Source organism: Loktanella gaetbuli, from assembly GCF_020531945.1.
Classification (GTDB): domain Bacteria; phylum Pseudomonadota; class Alphaproteobacteria; order Rhodobacterales; family Rhodobacteraceae; genus Loktanella; species Loktanella gaetbuli.
Window position 1 is genome coordinate 144,085 of the sequence record NZ_JAJATZ010000006.1, and the last position, 23,958, is coordinate 168,042.

The 23,958-nt window shown below is 62.8% G+C and carries 23 protein-coding genes; 17 read left to right on the top strand and 6 right to left on the bottom strand.

Going from position 1 to position 23,958, the window contains the following annotated elements; genetic code table 11:
• Window positions 1–142 precede the first annotated feature (142 nt).
• From LGQ03_RS13140 to LGQ03_RS13170, 7 genes are all read left to right on the top strand, one after another.
• On the top strand, window positions 143–1,732 hold the full coding sequence (locus LGQ03_RS13140; RefSeq protein ID WP_226748768.1) for a sulfatase-like hydrolase/transferase: 1,590 nt from the start codon (window positions 143–145) through the stop codon (window positions 1,730–1,732).
• 143 nt (window positions 1,733–1,875) lie between these two features.
• A complete protein-coding gene (hisC, locus tag LGQ03_RS13145; RefSeq protein ID WP_226748769.1) occupies window positions 1,876–2,964 on the top strand; it encodes a histidinol-phosphate transaminase in 1,089 nt (362 codons plus the stop codon).
• Window positions 2,961–3,878 carry a prephenate/arogenate dehydrogenase family protein gene (locus tag LGQ03_RS13150; protein WP_226748770.1) on the top strand — a complete coding sequence of 306 codons (918 nt, stop codon included), beginning with the start codon at window positions 2,961–2,963 and terminating at the stop codon, window positions 3,876–3,878. Before hisC ends, LGQ03_RS13150 begins: the two co-directional genes overlap by 4 nt.
• Window positions 3,841–4,767, top strand: coding sequence for an extensin-like domain-containing protein (locus tag LGQ03_RS13155; RefSeq protein ID WP_226748771.1), 927 nt, complete (start codon window positions 3,841–3,843; stop codon window positions 4,765–4,767). Before LGQ03_RS13150 ends, LGQ03_RS13155 begins: the two co-directional genes overlap by 38 nt.
• Before the next feature lie 308 nt (window positions 4,768–5,075).
• Window positions 5,076–8,006, top strand: coding sequence for an isoleucine--tRNA ligase (gene ileS / locus LGQ03_RS13160; RefSeq protein WP_226748772.1), 2,931 nt, complete (start codon window positions 5,076–5,078; stop codon window positions 8,004–8,006).
• 141 nt (window positions 8,007–8,147) lie between these two features.
• A complete protein-coding gene (locus LGQ03_RS13165; RefSeq protein ID WP_226748773.1) occupies window positions 8,148–8,600 on the top strand; it encodes a PaaI family thioesterase in 453 nt (150 codons plus the stop codon).
• Complete coding sequence (locus LGQ03_RS13170; RefSeq protein ID WP_226748774.1) at window positions 8,597–9,049, top strand: methylated-DNA--[protein]-cysteine S-methyltransferase; 453 nt, start codon at window positions 8,597–8,599, stop codon at window positions 9,047–9,049. The genes LGQ03_RS13165 and LGQ03_RS13170 overlap by 4 nt, the downstream gene beginning before the upstream one ends.
• Window positions 9,050–9,060: 11 nt before the next feature.
• On the opposite strand, the gene LGQ03_RS13175 is transcribed toward LGQ03_RS13170, so the two are convergent.
• Together LGQ03_RS13175 and LGQ03_RS13180 are read right to left on the bottom strand one after the other, a co-directional pair.
• Entirely contained in the window at window positions 9,061–9,756 is a 696-nt protein-coding gene (locus LGQ03_RS13175; RefSeq protein ID WP_090158631.1) for a CDP-alcohol phosphatidyltransferase family protein, read from the bottom strand.
• 154 nt (window positions 9,757–9,910) lie between these two features.
• Window positions 9,911–10,642 (bottom strand): DUF3592 domain-containing protein, encoded by a 732-nt coding sequence (locus tag LGQ03_RS13180; RefSeq protein WP_226748775.1) that lies wholly within the window; start codon window positions 10,640–10,642, stop codon window positions 9,911–9,913.
• Between the two features lie 152 nt (window positions 10,643–10,794).
• Between LGQ03_RS13180 and LGQ03_RS13185 the strand changes: the two genes are divergently transcribed.
• Window positions 10,795–11,409 (top strand): methyltransferase family protein, encoded by a 615-nt coding sequence (locus LGQ03_RS13185; RefSeq protein WP_226748776.1) that lies wholly within the window; start codon window positions 10,795–10,797, stop codon window positions 11,407–11,409.
• A gap of 4 nt (window positions 11,410–11,413) precedes the next feature.
• Here LGQ03_RS13185 and LGQ03_RS13190 read toward each other — a convergent pair whose 3' ends face one another.
• Together LGQ03_RS13190 and LGQ03_RS13195 are read right to left on the bottom strand one after the other, a co-directional pair.
• The gene (locus LGQ03_RS13190; protein ID WP_226748777.1) at window positions 11,414–12,328 is read right to left on the bottom strand and encodes a tyrosine recombinase XerC; all 915 of its coding nucleotides are present in this window, start codon (window positions 12,326–12,328) and stop codon (window positions 11,414–11,416) included.
• Window positions 12,325–13,044, bottom strand: coding sequence for a DUF484 family protein (locus LGQ03_RS13195; protein WP_056033136.1), 720 nt, complete (start codon window positions 13,042–13,044; stop codon window positions 12,325–12,327). The genes LGQ03_RS13190 and LGQ03_RS13195 overlap by 4 nt, the downstream gene beginning before the upstream one ends.
• Before the next feature lie 462 nt (window positions 13,045–13,506).
• Between LGQ03_RS13195 and LGQ03_RS13200 the strand changes: the two genes are divergently transcribed.
• Window positions 13,507–15,699, top strand: coding sequence for a primosomal protein N' (locus tag LGQ03_RS13200; protein ID WP_226748778.1), 2,193 nt, complete (start codon window positions 13,507–13,509; stop codon window positions 15,697–15,699).
• Between the two features lie 65 nt (window positions 15,700–15,764).
• Here the strand turns inward: LGQ03_RS13200 and LGQ03_RS13205 are convergent, their stop codons facing one another.
• Entirely contained in the window at window positions 15,765–16,820 is a 1,056-nt protein-coding gene (locus tag LGQ03_RS13205) for a sodium-dependent bicarbonate transport family permease (RefSeq protein WP_226748779.1), read from the bottom strand.
• Between the two features lie 94 nt (window positions 16,821–16,914).
• Between LGQ03_RS13205 and LGQ03_RS13210 the strand changes: the two genes are divergently transcribed.
• The 5 genes from LGQ03_RS13210 to LGQ03_RS13230 all read left to right on the top strand — a co-directional run bounded on the left by LGQ03_RS13210 (window position 16,915) and on the right by LGQ03_RS13230 (window position 21,224).
• Complete coding sequence (locus LGQ03_RS13210) at window positions 16,915–17,781, top strand: LysR family transcriptional regulator (RefSeq protein WP_226748780.1); 867 nt, start codon at window positions 16,915–16,917, stop codon at window positions 17,779–17,781.
• 41 nt (window positions 17,782–17,822) lie between these two features.
• Window positions 17,823–19,052 carry an MFS transporter gene (locus LGQ03_RS13215; RefSeq protein ID WP_226748781.1) on the top strand — a complete coding sequence of 410 codons (1,230 nt, stop codon included), beginning with the start codon at window positions 17,823–17,825 and terminating at the stop codon, window positions 19,050–19,052.
• Window positions 19,053–19,115: 63 nt separating this feature from the next.
• Window positions 19,116–19,763: a peptide-methionine (S)-S-oxide reductase MsrA gene (gene msrA / locus LGQ03_RS13220; RefSeq protein ID WP_226748782.1), complete on the top strand. Its 648-nt coding sequence runs from the start codon at window positions 19,116–19,118 to the stop codon at window positions 19,761–19,763.
• 153 nt (window positions 19,764–19,916) lie between these two features.
• A complete protein-coding gene (locus LGQ03_RS13225) occupies window positions 19,917–20,783 on the top strand; it encodes a 50S ribosomal protein L11 methyltransferase (RefSeq protein WP_226748783.1) in 867 nt (288 codons plus the stop codon).
• Window positions 20,784–20,879: 96 nt separating this feature from the next.
• The gene (locus LGQ03_RS13230) at window positions 20,880–21,224 is read left to right on the top strand and encodes a hypothetical protein (RefSeq protein ID WP_090158641.1); all 345 of its coding nucleotides are present in this window, start codon (window positions 20,880–20,882) and stop codon (window positions 21,222–21,224) included.
• A 74-nt stretch (window positions 21,225–21,298) separates the two neighbouring features.
• Here LGQ03_RS13230 and LGQ03_RS13235 read toward each other — a convergent pair whose 3' ends face one another.
• Window positions 21,299–21,499 (bottom strand): DUF1127 domain-containing protein, encoded by a 201-nt coding sequence (locus LGQ03_RS13235; protein WP_090158642.1) that lies wholly within the window; start codon window positions 21,497–21,499, stop codon window positions 21,299–21,301.
• 239 nt (window positions 21,500–21,738) lie between these two features.
• Here LGQ03_RS13235 and ruvC point away from each other — a divergent pair, with 239 nt between their 5' ends.
• The 3 genes from ruvC to ruvB are packed head-to-tail and all read left to right on the top strand — an operon-like array spanning window position 21,739 to window position 23,927.
• A complete protein-coding gene (gene ruvC / locus LGQ03_RS13240) occupies window positions 21,739–22,245 on the top strand; it encodes a crossover junction endodeoxyribonuclease RuvC (protein ID WP_090158643.1) in 507 nt (168 codons plus the stop codon).
• The gene (gene ruvA, locus LGQ03_RS13245; protein WP_226748784.1) at window positions 22,242–22,898 is read left to right on the top strand and encodes a Holliday junction branch migration protein RuvA; all 657 of its coding nucleotides are present in this window, start codon (window positions 22,242–22,244) and stop codon (window positions 22,896–22,898) included. Before ruvC ends, ruvA begins: the two co-directional genes overlap by 4 nt.
• Window positions 22,899–22,907: 9 nt before the next feature.
• Window positions 22,908–23,927, top strand: a complete 1,020-nt coding sequence (gene ruvB / locus LGQ03_RS13250; protein ID WP_226748785.1) for a Holliday junction branch migration DNA helicase RuvB — start codon at window positions 22,908–22,910, stop codon at window positions 23,925–23,927.
• Window positions 23,928–23,958: the final 31 nt, after the last annotated feature.

Here is a 23,958-nt window from a genome sequence, read left to right on the forward strand (position 1 = left end):
GGTTCTAAGCATCGGATCCAAATTTTCTGTTTGTTTGCAATCGTGGACCAACGATCTGTGCGCACATCAGTTCCAGCGCGGTTGAGAGCAGCCTTTCGTCTGCCACCTTTCGTCCGGATCGCAGGCGGGCTAGCACTGCTGCATGAACAAACCGAATATCGTGATGATCCTTGCCGATCACGTGGCGTTTCACGGACACTACGGGTCTGACCGTTATCCCTATCGCTGGCCGCACCTCGACCGGATTGCAGGGCAGGGGGTGTGGTGCGATCAGGCGCGCTGCATCACGCCCGTCTGCACGCCGTCGCGCGCCAGTTTCCTGACGGGCAAACGGCCTGACAAACACGGGCTGCGCTGGAACAGCGAATACCCCATTCCGCACAATCGCCGTGATTTCCGCGACGACGAGGTGCTGTATCCCGCCTACCTCGCGCAGGCGGGGTATCAGAACCATTACTACGGCAAATGGCACTGCGGCGTGAACAAGACCGCCGCCGATTACGGCCTGATCGGGTGGAGCCTGCCGGAATACGGCAACCTCTATGCCTCTGACAGGTACAAGGCCTATCTGGCCGACCGGGGGCTGGATCAGCCGCGCTGCCGGATCGACCACCACCTGCTGCGCCCGGAGCTCGACGGGACCACGGTCCTGATGGACCCCGAAGAGCCGTGGGATTTCATGGACGGGGCCGGTGTGCTGCTGGGCGATCCCGCGGCGCAGGAGCAGAATTTCGTCGCAAATATCGCCGCCGATGCGATCCGCGATCTGGCGCGGGGGAACGACCCGTTCAGCATGGTGATCAGCCTGTGGGGACCGCATCACCCCTATTACCCGTCAGAGGATTTCGCGGCGCTCATCAACCCCGCCGACATTCCGCCCTATCCCAGCTTTGCCGAGGATCTGTCGGACAAGCCCTGGCGCTATCGCGTGCAGCGTGATCTGCGATGTCAGCACAGGGCGGGTGAACGCTGGCCGGACTGGGGCATCTGGCAGACCGTGCTGGCGCGGGCCTATGCGGCAGGGTTGCAGACCGATGCGGCGATCGGACGGATCGCAGATGTGTTGGAGGCCGAAGGGATTGCCGACAACACGCTGTTCATCGTCACGGCCGATCACGGCGATGGGCTGGCCGCCCATGGTGCGGGCTGGGACAAATACAGCAGTTTCAGCGAAGAGGTCGCGCGTATTCCGCTGGTCATGCGCTGGCCTGACGGCCTGCCCGCCGGCGCCACGATCAGCGATCCGGTGACGTTGCTGGACGTGACCGCCACCATGATCGACGCGGCTGGCGCGCCGGATGATCTGCATCCGCTGGGGCTGGATGGTGACAGCCTGCTGCCGATGGCGCGGGGGATGTCGCGGCGCGAGGCGCTGATCTGCGATCACTTTGGCCATTCGGGCGACATCGCATTTCAGAAAATCCTGTATCTGGACGGATGGAAATACGTCTGCTGCTGGGGCGACGGGGATGAGTTGTACGATCTGACCGCCGATCCGTTCGAGATGGACAATCGGGTAAACGATCCCGCCACCATCGACCGCCAGCACGTGATGCGCGACCGGATCATCGCGCATCTGGAGGCACGCCGTGCTGCACGGTCCATGTGGAAGCCGGCCGCGTTCTGGGAGGACGGGATCGTGTTTTCCTCGCCCGAATGGCCACGCGAAGAAACGCTGCTGTTGTACAAGCTGCGCAGCCTTCAGGCCGATCCCGACTATCACCCCGGTTGATGACGGGTCCTGTTTTTCGCGAAAAACAGGACGGCCACCCATTTTCGCGAAAATGGGGTACGCCTGTCGTGACCTGCGCGCGCTTGTCACTGGTCAGTCTGCCCGCCGGGGGCTAGAACAGCGCAGACTAGAGGACGAATTCGATGACCACTGCCATTTCTCCCCGCCGTTCGATCATGGACATCTCGCTGTACAAGGGCGGTGACAGCACCGTCGCGGGTCAGTCCAACATCGTGAAACTGTCGTCCAACGAGAATCCCTTTGGCCCGCCCGACGCGGCCAAGGACGCCGTCGCCCGCGCGGTGCACGAGTTGCACCGCTATCCTTCGACCGATCACGCGTCCCTGCGCCAGGCGATTGCCGAGGTGCACGGCCTGGATGCTGCGCGGATCATTTGCGGCGTGGGTTCCGACGAGATCATCCATTTCCTGTGTCAGGCCTATATCGAGGAAGGTGGCGAGGTCATCCACACCGAACACGGGTTCGCCATGTACCGGATCAGCACGCTGGCCAATGGCGGCACCCCGGTCGAAGTCAAGGAACGCGAGCGCGTCACGGATGTCGATGCGATCCTTGCGGCCTGCACGGACAAGACCCGGCTGGTGTTCATTGCCAATCCCAACAACCCCACCGGCACCATGATCGGTCAAGCCGAGATCACGCGTCTGGCCGAGGGTATCCCGCCGCAGGCCATTCTGGTGCTGGATGGGGCCTATGCCGAATATGTCGATGGGTTCGATGCCGGTGCCGCCATGGTCGAGGCGCGCGAAAACGTGGTCATGACCCGCACCTTTTCCAAGATCTACGGGCTGGGCGGGTTGCGCGTGGGCTGGGGCTATGCGCCGACGGCCATCATCGATGTGCTGAACCGGGTGCGTGGTCCGTTCAACCTGTCGTCGCCTGCGCTGGCCGCGGCCGAGGCCGCCGTACGGGATGTGGATTTCGTGGCGCGTTGTCGTGCGGAAAACGCCCGCTGCCGCGACTGGATGGCCAATGCGCTGGCCGAACTGGGTATCCCGTCGGACACCTCGACCGCGAATTTCGTGCTGGCGCGTTTCGCCTCCGAGGCAGAGGCCAATGCCTGCGACGATCACCTGCGGTCCGAAGGCATCCTGGTGCGGCGCGTCGCGGGCTATAACCTGCCCAATTGCCTGCGCATCACGGTGGGTGACGAATCCGCCTGTCGTCGCACTGTCCACGCGATCGCGCAATTCAAGGCGGGCAACGTGTGAGCGTGATCTACGACAAGATCGCGCTGATCGGGCTGGGTCTAATCGCATCGTCCATGGCGCTGGCGATCAAGCGTGCGGGCCTCGCACGCGAGATCACCGGCTACGCCCGGTCGCAGCAGACCCGCGACATCGCCCGCGAGATCGACCTGTGCACGGTCTGCGATACGGCCACTGATGCGGTGCGCGATGCGGACCTTGTCGTGCTCTGCGTGCCGGTGGGGGCGATGGCCGCGGTGATGGCGGACATCGCGCCCGCACTGAAACCGGGTGCGACCCTGTCCGACGTGGGGTCCGTCAAGAAGGCCGTGATTGATGCGGTCGGTCCGCATGTGCCCGCAGGCGTGCATTTCGTTCCCGCCCATCCGCTGGCCGGGACCGAACATTCCGGCCCGCGTGCGGGTTTTGCCGAACTCTATGACAACCGCTGGTGTATCATCGTGCCTGCGGACGGCAGCGACCCTGCCGCCGTTGCGCGTCTGGCCGACCTGTGGCGGGGCATGGGGGCGAACGTCGACGAGATGGACGCCGAACATCACGATCTGGTGCTGGCCGTCACTAGCCACACACCGCACCTGATCGCCTATACCATGGTCGGCGTGGCGGACGATCTGAGCCGGGTGACCGACAGCGAGGTCATCAAGTATTCCGCCGCGGGTTTCCGGGATTTCACGCGGATCGCGGCCTCTGACCCCACCATGTGGCGGGACGTGTTCCTGTCGAACAAGGAGGCGACGCTGGAGATCCTGGGGCGGTTCACCGAAGAGCTCTTCGCCTTGCAGCGCGCGATTCGCACCGAGGACGGCGACCACCTGCACGATTATTTCACCCGGACGCGGGCGATCCGGCGCGGCATCATCGAGGCCGGGCAGGATACGGATGCGCCCAATTTTGGCCGTGCCGTCAAGCCGCGCTGATCTGGCGGGCCTGTTGGCGCTGTGTCTGGCGCTGGCGGGATCCGCGACCGCGCAGGGCGCGAGCGATCCAACGCGGCCCGTCGCGCGCAGTCTGGCGGAGGAGCCGCTGCCGCGGCCCGTGCCGCGGCCGCAGATCACGGGCCTGGCCGAGGATGTGGCCCGCAGCGCACCGCTTGTGCGCCCTGTGCTGCGCCCGCGCGTGGAACCCAGTCTGGTGATCGGATACGAGACGACGCCGCTGCGCCGGGCCGAACGGGAACTGTTTGCCTTCAACCCCTTTGCGCCGCGTGCGGTTGACCGTCCCGCGGCACGCCCCGCCAGTATCGTGTCCGCCGCAGCCGAGCGACGGCAAGAGCGGCTGCGCGGCCAGATTTGCGGCGATCCGGCCATTCAGGGCGAGGCGATCGGCAATATCGGCGGACCCGGTGCCTGCGGGGTGACCGATGCCGTGCGTGTCCGGTCGGTTTCCGGGGTCACGCTGCAACCGGCACCGACGGTTGATTGCACAACAGCCAGCGCGATGAAGGACTGGGTCGCCCAAGGTATCAAGCCCGCGGTGGGCACGACCGGCGGGGGTGTGACCCGCCTGCGCGTCATCGGGCATTATTCCTGCCGTAACCGCGTCGGCGGCAGCTCTGGCAGCAGTCGCTTGTCGGAACACAGCTATGGCCGGGCCGTCGACGTGGCGGGCATTGGGTTGGCATCGGGGCGTGAGATCACGCTTCTGACCGATTGGAACAAGCCGGCCGAGGGTGCGATCTTGCGGGAGGTCTGGCGCAGCGCCTGCGGGCCGTTCGGCACGGTTTTGAGTCCTGATGCCAATGCGGCGCACCGTGACCATTTCCATGTCGACACCGCACGATACCGGTCGGGCAGCTATTGCAGGTAAAGCAATGGAGCGCCCGTTCCGGGCGCACGGCATATTTTGACGCAGGGACGCGGCGTCGTGTACAATACCGCTGAATGTCTGCTGCCCGATATGTCACTGGGGGCGCTGCCCCAGCGCGTGCCGCGCCCCCCCGGGAATATTTGAGACCAGAAGAAGCATGGGCCGCTTGCCGCCGTAGGGTCGGGGTTCTATAAGCGCGATCGATGACGGGATTTCGGATCATACGAATTAGCCTCCCGGCGCGCTGAACCCTTGGCGCTGCCGGGTCATGCTATTTTCCATACCGACTGACCGAAAGGACGCCCATCATGTGCGCCGACACGCCCCAGACCCCTGACTACAAGAGCACGCTGAACCTGCCCCGCACGGATTTTCCGATGCGCGCGGGCCTGCCACAGCGCGAGCCTGACTGGCTTGCGCGCTGGGCGCGGATCGGCGTCTATGACCGCCTGCGCGAAAAGCAGGGCCGCACGCCCTTTACCCTGCATGACGGCCCGCCATATGCGAACGGCAACCTGCATATCGGTCACGCGCTGAACAAGACGCTCAAGGATATGGTGGTGCGCAGCCAGCAGATGATGGGCCGCGATGCGCGGTATATCCCCGGCTGGGACTGCCACGGCCTGCCGATCGAATGGAAGATCGAGGAGCAGTATCGCCAGAAAGGCCGCGATAAGGACGACGTCCCGATCAACGAATTCCGCAAGGAATGCCGTGATTTCGCCGCCAACTGGGTCGATATCCAGCGCGAAGAGTTCAAGCGGTTGGGTATCACCGGCAACTGGGCCGACCCTTACCTGACGATGGATTTCCATGCCGAGCGTGTGATCGCCGCCGAATTCCAGACCTTCTTGATGAACGGCACATTGTATCAGGGGTCCAAGCCCGTGATGTGGTCGCCCGTGGAAAAGACCGCGCTGGCCGAGGCCGAGGTCGAATATCAGGACAAGGAAAGCTTTACCGTCTGGGTGAAATTCCCCGTGCGCGACACGGACAATGATGCGCTGCGCGGCGCCTCTGTCGTGATCTGGACGACGACGCCCTGGACCATGCCGTCGAACAAGGCGGTCGTCTATTCGTCCGATATTTCCTATGGCGTCTACGAGGTCACGGACGCGCCAGAGGACAATTGGGTCACCAAGGGCGAGCGTTTCGTGCTGGCAGACAAGCTGGCCGAGGGTGTTTTCGCCAAGGCGCGGATCACTGAATTCACCCGTGTTTCGGACGCTGGCGATCTGTCGGGCACGTCGTTGTCGCATCCGCTGAATGGGGCCGAGGGTGGCGATGGCGAATGGGACCAGCCGCGCGATTTCCGTGCTGCCGATTTCGTCACCGACGACGAGGGCACCGGTTTCGTGCACTGCGCCCCATCCCACGGGATGGAGGAATTCGAGCTGTATCGTGATCTGGGGATGCTGGAACAGGTCATCACCTACAACGTGACCGAGGACGGCACCTATCGCGCCGATCTGCCGTTCTTTGGCGGCAAGGCGATCCTGCGGACCAAGGCCAACAAGAAGAACAAGGCGAACCCTTGGGAAGGTGATGCCAATACCGCCGTCATGGCCAAGCTGGCTGAGGTTGGCGGTCTGTTCGCGCGCGGTGTGATCAAGCACAGCTATCCGCATTCCTGGCGGTCCAAGGCACCGATCATCTATCGCAACACGCCGCAGTGGTTCGCCGCCATCGACCGCGCCGTGGGCGATGGTCAGGACGACATGGGCACCACGATCCGTGAACGCGCGTTGCGGTCCATCGACGAATTGGTGACATGGACTCCGCAGCGCGGACGTAACCGCCTGCACGCGATGGTCACGCAGCGTCCCGACTGGGTGCTGTCGCGCCAGCGTGCCTGGGGCGTGCCGCTGACCTGTTTCGTCAAACGTGGTGCGCTGCCCACGGACCCTGATTTTCTGCTGCGCAACGATGCAGTCAACGCGCGCATTCTAGAAGCCTTCGAGGCCGAGGGCGCTGACGCCTGGTACGCCGACGGGGCCAAGGCCCGGTTCTTGGGCGATGATGTAAACCCCGATGATTACGACCAGGTGTTCGACGTTCTGGACGTGTGGTTCGATTCCGGCTCCACCCATGCCTTTGTGCTGCGGGACCGCGCGGATGGGTCTGATGACGGGATGGCGGATCTCTACCTCGAGGGCACCGACCAGCACCGTGGCTGGTTCCAGTCGTCCCTGCTGCAAAGCTGCGGGACCAAGGGGCATGCCCCCTATCGCGGTGTGCTGACGCATGGGTTCACGCTGGACGAAAAGGGCATGAAGATGTCCAAATCGGTGGGCAATACCGTGGCCCCCGAACAGATCATCCAGCAGTACGGCGCGGATATCCTGCGCCTGTGGGTGGCGTCCTCTGACTATACCAACGACCTGCGGATCGGTGACCAGATCCTCAAGGGGGTCGCCGACAGCTATCGTCGTTTGCGCAACACGCTGCGGTTCATGCTGGGGTCGCTGGCCGATGTAACGGCGGCTGATCATGTGGATGTTGCCGACATGCCGGAACTGGAACGGTTGATCCTGCACAAGCTCGCCGTGCTGGACCAGAACGTGCGGGCAGGCTACGCCGCCTATGACTTTCAGGGCGTGCTGCGCGCGATCTTTGACTTCACGACATTGGACCTGTCGGCGTTCTACTTCGACGTGCGCAAGGACGCGCTCTATTGCGACGGCGACACGCTGGAACGGCGCGCGGCTCGCACGGTGCTGGGGCTGCTGCATGCACGGTTGACGACATGGCTGGCACCCATCCTGTGCTTCACCATGGAAGAAGTCTGGCTCGAGGCGCATCCGGGCGACGACAGTTCGGTGCACCTGCAGGATTTCCCTGCAACGCCGCAGGGGTGGCGTGACGATGCGCTGGCCGCGCGTTTCGACCAGATCCGCGCCGTGCGCCGTGTGGTGACGGGTGCACTGGAACAGAAGCGGATCGACAAGGAGATCGGATCGTCACTCGAGGCCGCGCCGATTGTCTATCTGTCGCCTGATTATGCTGACGTCATCCATGATGCGCAGGCCTTCGCGACACTCTGCATCACGTCGCATGTGCAGCTGACGACCGACCCGGCACCGGATGATGCATTCCGCTCAGAGGATGTAGCAGGCGTTGCCGTGCGGGTCCTGCGGGCAGAAGGATCGAAATGCCAGCGCTGCTGGAAGATCGAACCGGACGTTGGCCAGCACAGCCATGCGGATGTCTGCGGTCGCTGCGAAGACGCGCTGTCCTGACCCTTCTTCTGGTCGAAAATATCCCTGGGGGTCCGGGGGCAAAGCCCCCGGCGGATCGGCTGGCGCAGCCAGTCGATCTGTTCCGGGTTTTTCTTTGCGCATGTCGCGATAGGATGGTCCCGACGCATCAAAGGGACAGTCATGCCGGATCAGATACACCCCGACACCATCGCGCGCATGACTGCCGCATTCGCCAAACAAGGTATCATGCAGACCCTCGGCGTCACGATCGCCGAGGTGACGGCCGGACGGGTGACGCTGACCCTGCCGTTCCGGACCGATCTGACCCAGCATCACGGATTTCTGCACGCGGGTGTGGTCACGACGGTCATGGACAGTGCTGCGGGCTTTGCTGCCTTTACCCTGATGGATGATGCGGCAGAGGTGCTGACAGCGGAATTCAAGGCGAGTTTTCTCAACCCTGCACGCGGGGACCACTTCCGCATGGTTGGCGAGGTCGTGAAATCAGGACGAACGCTCAGCTTTGCCGAGGCGCGCGCCTATGCCGTGACAGCCGACAGTGAAGTCCTCATTGCCACCCTGACGGCGACCATGATGGCGGTGCGCAACCCGGCACTGCGACAGGGCGCGTGACTGCCGTTTTGTATCACAGTCCCTTGGGGCCGATTGGTGCCTGTGCTGCCAATGGGGGGATTACCCATTTGGTCTGGGGCGATGGTGCACTGGCGGTCGGTCCGCTGGCGGATCATTTGCGCGCGGAATTGGGGGCCTATTTCGCGGGACGTTTGCAGTGTTTCAGCGTGCCGCTCTCACCTGCGGGAACAGGGTTTCAGCAGGCTTTCCGGGCCGCTTTGCTGGCTATTCCGTTCGGACAGACCCGTACCTACGGGGAACTGGCGCGTGACCTTGGCGTGAGTGCGCAGGCCGTTGGCCAGGCTTGCGGTGCGAATCCTGTGCCGATCCTAATCCCTTGTCACCGGGTGCTGGGGGCCGGCGGATTGGGCGGATTTTCAGGCCCACGCGGGATCGAGGACAAGGTCGCGTTGCTGCGGCACGAGGGGGCGGCGGGCCTGCTGATCTGAACGCCGGCGCGTCAGCCTTCGGGGCCGTAGATGATCTGCTGCACGGCCCCGGCCAGCGTCAGGTAGACACTGGTGATCACGAGGCCCACGTCGACGAAGAATGGATCGTCGAAAGCGACCCAGGCGGCCCAACCGGCGAATACGACCCAGGCCAGCGACATCGGCAGCGTGATGCTGCGCCAGCGCATGGTCCGGGTGGGATGCACGAATTTCACCGGCACGAACATCGTGACGGCAAGCAGGAACACGATTGCAAGGCAGGCCCACCACGGCGGGGTCAGCGCGAACAGCACCAGCACCAGCATGTTCCAGCATCCCGGAAACCCGCGAAAACTGTAGTCCGTTGTTTTCATGCGCGTATCCGCGAAATACAGCGCCGAAGTATAGGTAATGACGATGATCGCCACCCAACCCGACCAGCCGTCCATCAGGCCCGACCCGTACAACGCATAGGCCGGGATAAAGACATAGGTCAGATAGTCGATGATCAGATCCAGCAACACGCCGTCGAACTGCGGTGCATGGGTGTGCACATCGTAGCGCCGCGCCAGTGGCCCGTCGATACCGTCCACGCCAAAGGCCACCACCAGCCAGACGAACATCATCGACCATTCCTGCTGCACGGCCTCTAGCATGGCAAGCATGGCCAGAACGGCCCCGGTCGCGGTCAAGAGATGGACGCTCAGCGCTTTGTTGGCAGCAGACATGAATGGCCTTTCGGATCGGGTTGTGGCCTATCATGTCCCCTTCGGTCGGGGAAGGCCAGTATGCAGCGCTGCAAAGCCCATGATGCTGGTGGCCAGTGATATTCAGGCTGACGCGATTGATGGCGTGGCAGCGGTGGACGTACGTTTGGTCGTGTCACGGGGCACGATCGCCAATGTCGCCAGCCCACCAACTGCGCCTGTCACCGTGAAATACGATCAGCGGATCACCCGGCTTGAAATCGCCGAACTTTGCTTTCGCGCGGCTCATGCTCTGTCCGGCACGACCCGTGCTTTCGGACCAGATTAATTGGACACGCCTGCTTAATATCGGAAGGCCCTTTCTGCGTACCTCAATCAGCGCGACCTCTTCTCTTGTACCGTGTTTTCTAGCTTGGATCGCATCCACTGCGCGCCTCGCGGCGACCCAGGTCATGCAAATCGCGAGGGCGAGGACGATTGCGAGGGCAACGCACAAGAGCATCGCGCGCTGCGCATTGATGCCGGGCGTGACCTCGATGATTTCGGGGGCGTCGCGAAGGTAGATGATGTCGATCGTGTCGCCGGTCTCAATCCGGTTGTACTCAAAAACGGTAACGGACTGCGTGATGGAAATGGCCTCTCCGGCTTGGGTCTCGTATCTCAGGTCAAGAAGGTAGAGCGTGAACATTTCGCCATCCACGGTCCGTTTGCTCTCATATTCTTTGCTGACAACTGTCGCGAGAGTCGTTTCACCACGTTCGGTGAATTGGCGGGCAGAATCGATGTGTTGCGCCGCAAATGAATAGACAAGCCACGCCCAGATCAACAAAATCGGGACCACCATCCCGCCGAGTTGAAAAAACAGTGCGAGGATCGATTTCGGAGGGGTTTGCGTATCGGTTTTCATGATGAGGTTTCTAGCCCTGCTGTGCAGAATGATCCATCCGCGCTGTGCTGATGCGGTCATGTCGGAAATCGCCAATCAGGTCGCAAGACGACTTGTTGGACGCCTGAAAAAGCTTATCAAGTGCGTGAGCCAGCCTGCGGAAGGACACGATCGTGAACGGAATTACAAAGCCTGCCAACCAACGCAAGCGCATCTGGCTGCTGCGTGGTTTGGGATTGCTTCTTGTGCCGCTGGTGCTGTTTACGACCTCGGCCTGGGGTGACGAAAGCATTATGGCCGAAGTGCTGGAACCGTTTGGCGCGCTGGTGGTGATCGCGGGCGTGCTAGGCCGGTTCTGGGCCATGCTGTATATCGGCGGCCGCAAGAACGGGATGGTGATGCAGGACGGCCCCTATTCGATGTGCCGCCATCCGCTGTATTTGTTTTCGACCATCGCGGCGACCGGTCTGGGCATCATGCTGGGGTCCATCGTGCTGGCCGTCGTGATCGGCGGGTTGACCTACGTTGTGTTGATGCAGACCGCCAAGAAGGAAGAAGAGTTTCTGCGCGCGGCATTCCCGGACACCTACGCGGCCTACGCTGAACGGGTGCCGCTGATCGTGCCTGATCTGTCGTTGTTTTCCACACCCGAAGAGGTGACGTTTTTTGTGTCCAACATGCGCACCAATATGGCGGATGCACTGGTTTTCCTGGCCTTCATCCCGCTGGCCGAAGCCATTGGCGGATTTCACGAGGTTTTGGGCTGGTCCGCGCTAGCGATCTACTGACGCGTCAGGCGCGCGGATGGGCTGCGTCGTAGACTTCCATCAGGCGCACGGAATCAACTGACGTATAGGCCTGTGTTGTTGACAGGCTGGCATGACCCAAGAGTTCCTGAATCGTGCGCAGATCGCCACCTGCGGTCAGCAGGTGGGTGGCAAAGCTGTGGCGCAACGCATGGGGCGTGGCGCTGGCGGGCAGGCCCAGTTGCAGGCGCGAGAGCTCCATCACCTTTTGCACGGCGCGCGGGTTCAGTGGACCGCCACGGATGCCACGAAACAGCGGCGCATTGCCGGTCAGGTCATGTGGGCACAGGCGGGCATAGGCATCGACGGCTGCGCGGGCGGCGGGGATCACGGGCACGATCCGTTCCTTGCCGCCCTTACCCTTGATCCGCAGGATGTCGGGCAGCGGCAGGGCACGTCCGGTGAGGCCCAGCGCCTCTGATATGCGTAACCCGCATCCATACAGGACGGTCACGACGGCTACGTCGCGGGCGGCGACCCAAGGTTCTGTCGCCTGACATTCGACCCTGTCGATCATCGCGCGGGCGGCGTCGATTTCCAGCGGACGTGGCAGCTTTTTCGTGAATTTCGGGGCGCGGATGGACAGGACGGCCGTGGGTTCGAACCCTTCGCGGTCAGATAGCCAGCGGTAGAATGTTTTCACCGCCGACAGGCTGCGGGCGAGGCTGCGCGCCCCGACACCGCGCCCGCGCTCGTGGGCCATCCAGGCGCGCATGTCGCCCGTCGTGATCCGGGCGATGGGGCCCAGACCCACCTGATCGCCGTGATGGGTCTGCATGAAGGCCAGAAACCCCATGACATCGCCACGGTAGGCCGTGATCGTATTCTCGGAGGCGCCGTTCAGCGCCCGGCAGTGGTCCAGCCATCCCGCAAGTGCGTGGGTCAGCTGGGGGGCGATCATGCTGCCCCCTGTTCCAGCCAGCGTTTCAGTGTCCTCTCGAACACCCCGCCAAAGAACGTCAGCAGGTCCGGCCCTTGTTGCGGCGTGAACAGATGCGGGTCCTCTGATCCCATGACCAGCATGCCGGGCAGGCGTCCGGTGCCAAGGTCCAGTTTCAGGCAGGCCTCTGACCGGATGTATTCGGCGGCTTCGCCATAGACGTCGGCCCCGTGGTCCTGCACCTGCCGCAAGGTGACCGTGCGCACGGGAATATCGCGGCCACGGGTGATATAGGCGTCGCAATAGCCCTGTTCGCCGACCGACAGAATGCCCGAGAGCGTCTTGATCGCGGGATCATCCGGGCTGGCCTGCGTTTCCAGCACCAACCGCATCGCATCCACACGCATCGTATCAGCGACATCACCTGCAAGGTCCGCAAGAAAGGTCTCGAACTTTGACGCTTCCATCAGGCGCAGCACGGCACGGTGCACCTGATTGGTCCCGGCAAGGTTGTCGTAGGCCGCAGCAATGACGGACCGGTGGGTGTCCTCTAACCGGTCAAGACGCGCCTCGAGCCTTTCCATCGCGATACCGCGCAGATCGACGATATTGCTGCCCATGGTTTTTTCGTTCGCGGCCACCAGGGCGCGCATGATGTCGTGATCCTCCAGCACAAGCTGTGGATCGGACAGGATTCGGTCCCGGATGGGACCGGAAATCTGGGGCTGACTGCTCATGTCACCTTCTTTTTGACGGTGTTATTTTTTACGACCCTAGCAGATCATGCGCTGCGACGGACAGGAAAAATGCGGCTACGTCGGCAGATGATGCGCCCGGGTGACAGGCCCGCCTCGTTTTTAGTCAAGGCCGCGATCCGTGCTGCATAAAGTGAAGGCGTTTTGCCACGGTCGGCAAATATCGCCGATCAAAGCAAGACTGGGATTGCGTTGGAGGCCGTCACGTTTCATGGAAAAGGAGAGTGGATGATCAACCCTCATGGCGCGTCCTGTGATCAGGGCGCGCCGCCCACTTCATCGGCACCCCCCGGTCGCAAAACCCATAAAGTCAGTTGTTTTGCGGTCTCTTGGGCAAGCCATTGCGTGTTTTTTGGTTTCGAATCACGGGTCGGTCACCTCTGATGCAGGTTGGCGCGGCACGGTTTAGGCATTAGCTAGGTCACTCTGACGGCAAAGGTCACCATGACACCCTCTCATTTCCACGAAGGCCAGTTGATCGGCGTGCTGACAGCACAGCCATTGGGCCGCGTGCTTGATTACAAGGCACCCGAGGGCGGCTGTTTTTTAGGCGCTTTCGTCGAAGTTCCCCTTGGCCCGCGCAAGGTGCTGGGCGTGGTGTGGCAGGTGGGCGCGGGTGATTACGACTATGCCAAGGTGCGGTCGGTGATCCGCGTGCTGGACGTGGCCCCGATGCGCGACGAGATGCGCAGTTTCCTGACGCGGGCGGCGGATTATACGCTGACACCGCTGGACCAGATGCTGCGACTGGCAACCCGTGCGCCGGGGCTGGGCGATGCACCGGGCATGCGCAAGGTCTACCGCCTGGGCGACGCGGAACCCACGCGACTGACCGATGCCCGCACCCGCGTGATCGAGGTGCTGCGTGACTATGGCGGGTTGTCGTTCACCGGCAAGGAGCTGGCCGACATGGCGGGCGTCGGTACGTCGGTCGTCAAGGGGTTGGCAAAGCAAGGCGTGGTACGTGAAGAGGACGCGCCGCGTGATGTGCCCTATCCGCTGCTGGACGCCGATTATGGCGGCAAGACGCTGACCGAGGATCAAGAGGCGGGTGCCGCCGTCCTGCGTGACGGGATCAAGGCGCAGACCTATGGCACGACCCTGCTGAAGGGTGTCACCGGATCGGGCAAGACCGAAGTCTATCTGGAGGCCGTCGCCGAATGTCTGCGGCAGGGGCGACAGGCGCTGGTGCTGCTACCCGAAATCGCGCTGACGGGTGAATTCCTAGATCGGGTCGAGGCGCGGTTCGGGGCGCGTCCGGCGGAATGGCATTCGGGTGTGACGCAGACGGAGCGTCGCCGGGTCTGGCGGATGATCGGGCAGGGCGATGCGCAGATGGTCGTGGGGGCGCGGTCGGCGCTGTTTTTGCCTTATCAGAACCTTGGGCTGATCGTCGTCGATGAGGAACACGACACGTCCTACAAACAAGAGGACGGCGTGCTGTACAATGCCCGCGACATGGCGGTGCTGCGGGCCGCCGGGGTGGGCGCGCAGGTTGTGCTGGCCTCTGCCACGCCAAGCCTTGAGAGTTGGGCCAATGTCGAGGCGGGCAAATACCGGCGGCTGAACCTGACGTCGCGATTCGGTGATGCGGTGATGCCGACCATGCGCGCCATCGACATGCGGGCCGAGGATCTGCCGGGCGGCAAATGGGTCTCGCCCAGCCTGCGGGTGGCCATTCAGGACCGCATCGACAAGGGCGAACAATCGCTGATTTTCCTCAACCGGCGTGGCTATGCGCCGGTGACGCTGTGCCGGGCCTGCGGGCATCAGATCGGCTGTGACCATTGCGATGCGCGCATGGTCGAACATCGGTTTTTGAAACGCCTGATGTGCCACCAATGCGGTGAGACGAAACCGATGCCGACCGTTTGCCCCCATTGCGAGGCCGAGGATCGTCTGTCCGCCGTCGGGCCCGGTGTCGAACGCATGGGCGAAGAGGTGACAGAACTGTTTCCGGACGCGCGTGTGGTGGTGCTGTCATCCGACCTTTACGGGTCGGCGCGCGCGATGAAGGCGCATATCGCGGAAATCGCGGCGGGTGGGGCCGACATCATCATCGGCACGCAGCTGGTGGCCAAGGGGCATAATTTTCCCAACCTCACGCTGGTGGGTGTGATCGACGCGGATCTGGGGCTGCAGGGGTCCGATTTGCGCGCGGCGGAACGCACGTTCCAGCTGATGCGGCAGGTGGCAGGCCGGGCGGGCCGCGCCGAAAAACCCGGTGAGGCGCTGTTGCAGACCTATCAGCCGGAACATGCGGTCATTCAGGCCACGATTGCGGGCGACGAAGAGGCGTTCTGGTCCGCCGAGGCGGCAGAGCGCAAGGCGGCGGGGGTGCCGCCCTATGGTCGCATGGCGGGCATCGTGCTGTCGTCCACCAACGTGCAAGAGGTGTTTGATCTTGGCACGGCGATGGCGCGGCAGGATGCACCATTGCGCCGGATCGGGGCGCAGGTCTTTGGCCCCGCGCCTGCGCCGATTGCCCGGATCAGAGGGCGACACCGGGTGCGCCTGCTGGTCAAGGCGGAAAAGGGCGCGCCGTTGCAGCAGGCGCTGGCCGACTGGGCTGCGCAATTCAAACTGCGTGGCGAGCTGCGCATGGCCATCGATATCGACCCGCAAAGTTTCTACTGACCCGCCGCCGGTCGCCGCTGTTTGCCCCGCGGGCGGGGCAAAGGCGCCCCGCCCGCCGGCCCGTATCAGATCAGCGCCTCGGCCAGGGCGACAAACAGCGGGATGCTGAGGATTGCGACGGGTGTGCCCAGTCCCGTTGACGTGCCGAGGTAGGCCGATGCGTTCGCCTCTGGCAGGGCGGCCCGGATCGTGGGCGGGCCCGAAATGTCCGAACTGGATGCTGCCATGACGGACAAAAGCACCACGCCGCCTCCGCTGAAACCCGTAAGTTCGTGTGCAATAAGGCCAACCCCGAACCCGATGAGGCCGTGGATGAAGGGGGCGGTCACGCCGTAGAGGATGTAGGTATGGGCGACCTTGCGCAGTTCCGACAGCCGTGACCATGCCTCCATCCCCATGATGAGCATCAGGATCGACAACAGGCCTTTGAACAGAGGCTCGTAGAAGCTGTGATAGACGGTTTCAGGCTGTGCAAATGCCCCCAGCACAAGGCCCGCGATCAAGGCCGAGATGGCAGGGCTTTGAAAGGTATCGACGAGGATGTCGCGGACCATGCCGCCGTTGGTGCCCGCGTTGCCCGGCTTGGCGGTTGGTCCGCCCGCGATCACACCTGCGCCGCCGCTGACGGTGACAGCCCGCCGCGCGGCCGCGAGTTTCGCCATGGTGATCGCGGTCACAAGGGCTGCGATGTCCATGAACGGATAGAGCGCCCCGATGAAGCCTTCGTAGGCCATCCCGTTGTCGTCGAGGATCGCCATGCCCGCCGCCAGCGTCGAGGCAGAGACTGCGCCGAACAGGCCCGCTGTTGCCAACCCGTCGACCTGCGATACGCCCCGGTGACGCGCCAGTGTGACGCTGCCGATCAGTACGATGACGATGCCGACCGCCGTGGCCCCGAGGGCAGGCACGATCAGGTCGATCAGGTTCGCGCTGCGGACCGAAATGCCCGCACCCATCCCGACCTTGAGCAGCAGCAAGATCACGATGAACTTGTACACCGGTTCGGGGATTTCAAAGCGGCTGCCAAGGGCCGCGAGCATCATGCCCGCGATCAGAAACGAGAGGGTCGGTTGTTGAAATTGGTCGAGGATCGTCGTGCCGATCATGATGATGGTGTCCATGGCGCTCTCCTTGTTTGGCTGCAGGGGAATTACGGCGCTGAAACGATAAATAAAAATATAGATTTCCGACCTATTCATTCTGTAAAGAAGAACGATGGAGCGTTTGAACTATCATCACCTGCGATATTTCCACGAGGTCGCTGTCACCGGGCATCTGGGACGGGCCGCGGACCGTCTGAATGTGGCGCAATCGGCGCTGTCATCGCAGATCAGGCAGCTGGAGGACCGTCTGGGACTGGCCCTGTTCGACAGGGTGGGGCGCACGCTTGTGCTGACCGAGGCAGGGCGCATCGCGTTGGACCATGCTGACCGGATCTTTGGCGCGGGGGATGAATTACTGGCGGTACTGCGGCAGACCAGTGACGCGCGGCCACCGCTGCGGGTGGGGGCGCAATCTACGTTGTCGCGCAATTTCCAGCTGCAATTCCTGGCCCCGTTGCTGGGGGATGCCGGACGATCGTTTACCCTGAAATCAGGTGGTCATGGCACCTTGCTGGATGATCTTGCGGGGTTGGCGCTGGACGTGGTGTTGACCACCCAGGTGCCGGGTGAGGCGGGATTCGCAGCGCAACGCATCGCCGAACAACCGGTCTTGCTGCATGGCCAGCCTGCGTGGATGGATCATCGGTCGTTGGCCGCCCTGCTGGCACATGCACCCATGATCCTGCCCACGGAAAGCGTGATCCGCGCGGGTTTCGAAAACCTGTGCGCGCGTCTGGGGGTCACGCCGCAGATCGCCGCACTGGTGGACGACATGGCCATGGTGCGCCTGCTGGCGCGCGAAGGCGTGGGTGTCGCCGTTGCCCCCTCGGTCGTCGTGGCGGACGAAATCGCGGGTGGCACGCTGATGACTGCGCCCTTTGACCTCGGCATCATCGAGCCGTTTTTCGCCGTGACGTTGCCGCGCAAGTTTCCGCATCCCGATCTGGCGGATTTGTTGGCGGTGCATCACGCGGGTTGATACCTCTCGCCAATCCGTTCAGGCGGGGTTAAATCTGCGGCATGCGTATTGTCAAACTGACCGATGCCCGCACGTTGCCGTTCTGGCGCAGGCCCTTTTTCCTCTTGTTTCTGATGGCCATGGCCATGCCTGTCGCGTTTTCGACGTGGTCGGCGCTGCTGAACAATTTCGTGGTCGAGGTCGCGGGGTTCGATGGCGCGGATATCGGGCTGCTGCATACGGTACGTGAAATACCGGGATTTTTCGCCATTGGTGTGATTGCGCTGATCATGGTCATGCGCGAACAGGTGCTGGGGCTGGTCGCATTGTTGTTGCTGGGGGTGTCGACGGCGGTGACGGCGTGGTTCCCGCAGATGGGTGGGATCCTGACGATCACGATGTTGTCCAGCATCGGGTTCCATTACTTTGAGACGGTGAACCAGTCACTGCAACTGCAATGGATCGACAAGGCACGTGCGCCGCAGATGCTGGGCTGGATCATGGCGGCGGGGTCGGGGGCGACGCTGGTGGCCTATGTGGCGATCGTGATGACTTGGCAGACGCTGGGGCTGTCCTACAATTTCGTCTATCTGGTGTCGGGTGGGTTCTGTGCGGCGGTCGCGGTGTTCGCGCTGATCGCCTATCCACAGTTCGAGGCCCCGCATCCGCAGTTGAAAACCTTTGTCCTGCGCAAACGCTACTGGCTGTATTACGCGTTGCAGTTCATGGCCGGTGCGCGGCGGCAGATCTTTGTCGTTTTTGCGGGTTTCATGATGGTCGAACGTTTCGGGTTCGACGTGCATCAGGTCACGTCGCTGTTTCTGATCACGCTGGTGGTCAACATGCTGATCGCACCGCTGTTGGGGCGGATCGTGGCGGTGTTCGGTGAACAGCGCGCGTTGTTGTTCGAATACATTGGCCTTGTTTGCGTGTTCCTAGCCTACGGCGGGGTCTATTTCTTTGGCTGGGGCGTGGCTGTCGCCGCGTCGCTCTATGTCATCGACCACATCTTTTTTGGGTTGGCGCTGGCGCTGAAGACCTATTTTCAGAAAATCGCGGACCCGGCGGATATCGCGCCGACGGCCGCCGTGGCGTTCACGATCAACCATATTGCGGCCGTATTCCTGCCGGTGCTGCTGGGGCTGTTGTGGCTGGTGTCACCGGGTGCGGTGTTCGGTCTGGCGGCGGGCATGGCGGGGGTGTCGGTCTGTCTGGCCCTGCTGATCCCGCGCCATCCCGTGCCGGGCCACGAGACGCGGCTGGTGGGATATGCCGCGCCGCAAGCCAGCTGAGACATCTGGAAAAGCAGCCGATCCCACCTATATTGAAGCCATCCAGAACAGGAGAGTTCCCCCATGTTTTTCATGTCCCGCGCCAAGTCCGAAATGGTTAGCCCCGAAAACGCCCTACCGGGGCGCGATCAGCCGATCCCGACCGAAACGACCCATCACGTGCTGGGCACCGACATCAAGGATGTGCCCGCTGGCATGGACATTGCCGTGTTCGGCATGGGGTGTTTCTGGGGAGTGGAGCGCATGTTCTGGAAGTTGGACGGCGTCTATTCCACCTCCGTCGGCTATGCCGGGGGGTACACGCCGAATGCCACCTACGAAGAAGTTTGCAGTGGCAAGACCGGCCACAACGAGGTCGTGCGCGTGGTCTACGACCCCAGCAAGATCAGCTATGACGACTTGTTGCAGGTGTTCTGGGAAGGCCATGATCCGACCCAAGGCATGCGGCAGGGGAATGATGCTGGCACGCAATACCGGTCGGGCATTTATGTTGCGAATGCCGATCAGCGTGCCGCGGCTGAACGGACCAAGGCGGATTTCCAGCCGCGTCTGACGCAGGCGGGTTACGGTGAGATCACGACCGAAGTCGTGGACATGCCGGAATTCTATTTTGCCGAAGGTTACCACCAGCAGTATCTGTCCAAGAACCCCAATGGCTATTGCGGGATCGGCGGCACAGGGGTGACCTGCCCGATCGGCACCGCTGCCTGACACTGGTAAATTCTGACGGTCGCTTTGACACCGGGCCCTTGGGTCCGGTGTTTTTGTTTGGTCGGTGGGCGCGGAGCGCTTTACTTGATCCAATGCGCTGCCACTGGCGATTTTTCGTGAACCGCGCTAGCGGTGGCGCAAAGGAGAGACACGATGACAACCTGGACCGCATTGACGACGACGACCGGACGGGCACCGGCCGAGGACTTGGCAGAACGGCTGGAACACCTTGACCCGGAAGCCACGGGCATCGGTGTGTTCGAGGTCGAGGATGGATCGGGCCTGTTCGAGGTGGCCGCCTATTTCACGGACCCTCCGGACGCGGTGCAACTGGCCGTGCTGGCGAAAATCGCAGGGGCTGCAGATTTCAACATCTCTGAGGTGCCGGACGAAGATTGGGTGGCCAAGGTGCGCCGCGATCTGCCGCCCGTCGCTGCGGGCCGGTTTTTCGTCTACGGTAGTCACGATGCCGACAAGGTGCCCGATGACAAGATCGCGCTGCTGATCGAGGCGGCGATGGCGTTCGGCACAGGGCATCACGGCACGACACTGGGGTGTTTGCTGGCCTTTGACAGATTGGTCGACCAAGGCTTTGTGCCGCAGAATGCGGTGGATATCGGCGCGGGCACGGCCGTGCTGGCGATGGCTGCGGCCCACATCAGCCCCAACCGGGTGATCGCAACGGATATTGACCCGACAGCCGTCGAAGTAAGCATCGCCAACACGGTCGCCAATGGTCTGGAAGGGCGGATCGACAGCATCGTCGCCGCTGGTTTCGATGCGGCCGCGCTGGATGAGGCTGCCCCGTTTGACCTGGTCTTTGCCAACATTCTGAAGGGGCCGCTGGTGGCAATGGCCCCTGCGATGTTCCGCGCCACAGCGCCGGGTGGCTATGCCATATTGTCGGGCATTCTGAATGAACAGGCCGACAGTGTCGCGGCTGTTTATGTCGGCGCTGGATACAATGAGGTGCAAAGGGACAGCATTGGTGACTGGACGACGATAACGCTCTGCAAATAAGGCGGAAAAACGGCTTATTTGGGCGTTTCTCTTGCCCGTATCATGGCGCGGGGGCTAATGTGCCTGCGACCGGGTGGGGATCTGGGGAATAGTGCAATGAGTCTGTCAAAAGGCGGCCTTGGCCGCAGCCAAAGTGTTTTATACACCAACCGTCGCCGGTTGAGCCACGGCAAGACGTTTACCATCGACGGCAACAATCTGATTGTCGCGCAACCTGTTGGGTACAGGCCGGCGTTCCCGTGGCGTGGTGTGATGCTGATCCTTGTCTGCTGTTTCAGCATGAAGGCATTTGTCATGGGGATCATGAGCGATGCCGACTATGCCGCGCGGCTGGAACAGTTGAACGAGGGTGTTCAGATCGAACGGGTTGCGGCGTGGATGATGCAACCTGATCCGGTGTCCAGCGCGATTGCCGGACTCTGGGCACCGTCCCGGCACTGAGGGGCAAGGGCCTGTCAGGCGGCAAGATGTGACGCGACCGTGCCGGGACATGGTCGCGTCGTTTTTATTTCGGCTTAGCGGTAGGTGCCACGGGCAACAGCGTCGATGTCGGCGCGGGTCAGGCCCAGGTCGTCCAGCTCTCTTGCGGTCAGGCCGGACAGGGCCTTGCGGGTGACGCGGGCGTCATTCCACGCAACGATTGCGGAAAATAACGTGCCGGCAAAGCGTAGTGATCGGGGCAGGTTGAAGGTGCGGGAGTTTGAAATTACGGCCATTGGATCGTCCTGTGAGGTTTTTGCGCTGCACACATGGGCAGCGGTGAATATCATGATTGCCACGTAGTTGGGCGGTCTATGAATCAGAACCCCCGATTTTCGCATGGCCCATATGCAAAAAACGCGTGGTTCACGGGGCAGGACATGCGTGGACATACAGGTGCGGCGCTGATCTTGCTTGGTGTTTGTTCCCGCTTTGTGCTAGCCCTGTGGCCAAAGAAAACAAAAGGGGCGTGGGCATGCGGGTTTTGGGCGTCGATCCGGGATTGCGAAACATGGGCTGGGGCATCGTCGATGTCGCCGGCAGTCGCATCACGCATGTGGCCAACGGGGTCTGTCACGGCACCGGCACCGATCTGGCAGACCGTCTGCTGGCGCTGCATCTGGCGCTGACGCAGGTAATCGTGGATTACGCCCCCGATCAGGCCGCCATCGAACAGACATTCGTGAACAAGGACGCGGTCGGCACCCTGAAACTGGGGCAGGCGCGGGGGATCGCGTTACTGGTCGTCGCACAGGCGGGGATCAAGGCGGGGGAATACGCGCCCAATGCCGTGAAAAAGGCTGTTGTCGGTGTCGGTCACGCGGCCAAGGCGCAGATCGACCACATGGTCCGGCTGCAACTGCCCGGCGTGCAACTGGCCGGGCCCGACGCGGCAGACGCGCTGGCCATCGCCATTACCCATGCCCATCATCTGCAATCGGCGGGGCATCTGTCCCGCGCCATCGCAAAGGCGGCGTCATGATTGGAAAAATTTCGGGTCGGATCGATTATCGTGGGGCGGATCACGTGCTGATCGACGTGCGTGGCGTGGGCTATGTGGTCTATGTCAGCGACCGCGTCATGGCGAGCTTGCCCGGCAACGGCGAGGCGGTGGCGCTGTATACCGACCTGCTGGTGCGCGAGGATATCCTGCAACTGTTTGGGTTCACCACCTTGGTAGAAAAGGAATGGCACCGGCTGTTGACGTCAGTGCAGGGGATCGGGGCCAAGGCGTCGCTGTCGATCCTGGGTGCGCTGGGCGCAGAGGGGGTCAGCAAGGCCATCGCACTGGGCGACTGGAACGCGCTGGCCAAGGCCAAGGGCGTGGGTCCCAAAACCGCGCAGCGCGTCGCAAACGAGCTGAAGGACAAGGCCCCCGCCGTGATGGCGATGGGCGGCGGTGACGTGGCCGTGCCCGACGACGACACGGTGATCGAGCCGGACACCTCAGCGCGTGCGCCGCGCAAAGTGACGCCGCCGCAGAACCCCGCACAGGCAGAAGCGCTGTCGGCGCTGGTGAACCTGGGCTATGCGCCCGGTGATGCGGCAGGCGCGGTGATGGAGGTCATCACACCCGAGATGTCGACCGGCGATGTGATCCGCGCCGCCTTGAAGCTGTTGGCCCCGAAGGGATAGGGGTAGACCATGGAAAATCCCGACCCACTCGTCCGGCCAGAGCCGCTGCCCGAAGACGGCGACCGCGCGCTGCGCCCGCAGACGCTGGATGCCTTTATCGGTCAGGCCGAGGCGCGGTCGAACCTGAAGGTATTCATCGAAAGCGCGCGGATGCGTGGCGAAGCGATGGACCATGTGCTGTTTCACGGCCCGCCGGGGCTGGGCAAGACGACGCTGGCGCAGATCATGGCACGCGAACTGGGCGTGGGGTTTCGCATGACCTCTGGCCCGGTGCTGGCCAAGGCCGGTGATCTGGCGGCGATTCTGACGAACCTCGAACCCAAGGACGTGTTGTTCATCGACGAAATTCACCGTCTGAACCCGGCTGTAGAAGAGGTGCTGTATCCGGCACTGGAAGATTTCGCGCTGGATCTGGTGATCGGCGAGGGGCCTGCCGCGCGGACGGTACGGATTGATCTGCAACCTTTCACGTTGGTGGGGGCCACGACCCGGATGGGCTTGCTGACGACCCCGCTGCGCGACCGGTTCGGCATTCCGGTGCGGTTGGAATTCTATTCAGTGGCGGAGTTGGACGAGATCGTCACCCGCGGCGCGCGCCTGATGGGCGCACCTGCTACGCCGGATGGCGCACGCGAGATTGCACGCCGGGCGCGCGGCACGCCCCGGATCGCGGGACGGCTGCTGCGCCGGGTCGTGGATTTTGCGCTGGTCGAAGGCGATGGGACCGTGGAAAAGGGGATCGCGGATCGTGCGCTGACCCGCATGGGCGTCGATGATCTGGGATTGGACAACGCCGACCGTCGTTACCTGCGGCTGATCGCGGAAAGCTATGGCGGTGGGCCGGTGGGTGTAGAGACACTATCGGCGGCTCTGTCGGAAAGCCGCGACAGCCTGGAGGATGTGATCGAACCCTACCTGTTGCAGCAGGGACTGATCCAGCGCACCCCGCGCGGGCGGATGCTGGCGCAGGCGGCGTGGCGGCACCTTGGTCTGGACGCGCCCAGGGGGCAGGTGGATTTGTTCGGTTGAACGGGTGGGCGCCTCCGGCGGGAGTATTTTG

Excerpts from the sequence above, each read along its gene's own strand:
- LGQ03_RS13235 (WP_090158642.1), bottom strand. The coding sequence starts at position 21,499 with ATGGCCGTAATTTCAAACTCCCGCACCTTCAACCTGCCCCGATCACTA.
- LGQ03_RS13225 (WP_226748783.1), top strand. The coding sequence starts at position 19,917 with ATGACAACCTGGACCGCATTGACGACGACGACCGGACGGGCACCGGCC.
- LGQ03_RS13215 (WP_226748781.1), top strand. The coding sequence starts at position 17,823 with ATGCGTATTGTCAAACTGACCGATGCCCGCACGTTGCCGTTCTGGCGC.
- hisC (WP_226748769.1), top strand. The coding sequence starts at position 1,876 with ATGACCACTGCCATTTCTCCCCGCCGTTCGATCATGGACATCTCGCTG.
- LGQ03_RS13155 (WP_226748771.1), top strand. The coding sequence starts at position 3,841 with ATGCGCCCAATTTTGGCCGTGCCGTCAAGCCGCGCTGATCTGGCGGGC.
- LGQ03_RS13210 (WP_226748780.1), top strand. The coding sequence starts at position 16,915 with ATGGAGCGTTTGAACTATCATCACCTGCGATATTTCCACGAGGTCGCT.
- LGQ03_RS13165 (WP_226748773.1), top strand. The coding sequence starts at position 8,148 with ATGCCGGATCAGATACACCCCGACACCATCGCGCGCATGACTGCCGCA.
- LGQ03_RS13205 (WP_226748779.1), bottom strand. The coding sequence starts at position 16,820 with ATGGACACCATCATCATGATCGGCACGACGATCCTCGACCAATTTCAA.
- ruvB (WP_226748785.1), top strand. The coding sequence starts at position 22,908 with ATGGAAAATCCCGACCCACTCGTCCGGCCAGAGCCGCTGCCCGAAGAC.
- msrA (WP_226748782.1), top strand. The coding sequence starts at position 19,116 with ATGTTTTTCATGTCCCGCGCCAAGTCCGAAATGGTTAGCCCCGAAAAC.
- LGQ03_RS13200 (WP_226748778.1), top strand. The coding sequence starts at position 13,507 with ATGACACCCTCTCATTTCCACGAAGGCCAGTTGATCGGCGTGCTGACA.
- ruvA (WP_226748784.1), top strand. The coding sequence starts at position 22,242 with ATGATTGGAAAAATTTCGGGTCGGATCGATTATCGTGGGGCGGATCAC.
- LGQ03_RS13140 (WP_226748768.1), top strand. The coding sequence starts at position 143 with ATGAACAAACCGAATATCGTGATGATCCTTGCCGATCACGTGGCGTTT.
- LGQ03_RS13190 (WP_226748777.1), bottom strand. The coding sequence starts at position 12,328 with ATGATCGCCCCCCAGCTGACCCACGCACTTGCGGGATGGCTGGACCAC.
- LGQ03_RS13180 (WP_226748775.1), bottom strand. The coding sequence starts at position 10,642 with ATGAAAACCGATACGCAAACCCCTCCGAAATCGATCCTCGCACTGTTT.
- ruvC (WP_090158643.1), top strand. The coding sequence starts at position 21,739 with ATGCGGGTTTTGGGCGTCGATCCGGGATTGCGAAACATGGGCTGGGGC.
- LGQ03_RS13195 (WP_056033136.1), bottom strand. The coding sequence starts at position 13,044 with ATGAGCAGTCAGCCCCAGATTTCCGGTCCCATCCGGGACCGAATCCTG.
- ileS (WP_226748772.1), top strand. The coding sequence starts at position 5,076 with ATGTGCGCCGACACGCCCCAGACCCCTGACTACAAGAGCACGCTGAAC.
- LGQ03_RS13175 (WP_090158631.1), bottom strand. The coding sequence starts at position 9,756 with ATGTCTGCTGCCAACAAAGCGCTGAGCGTCCATCTCTTGACCGCGACC.
- LGQ03_RS13230 (WP_090158641.1), top strand. The coding sequence starts at position 20,880 with ATGAGTCTGTCAAAAGGCGGCCTTGGCCGCAGCCAAAGTGTTTTATAC.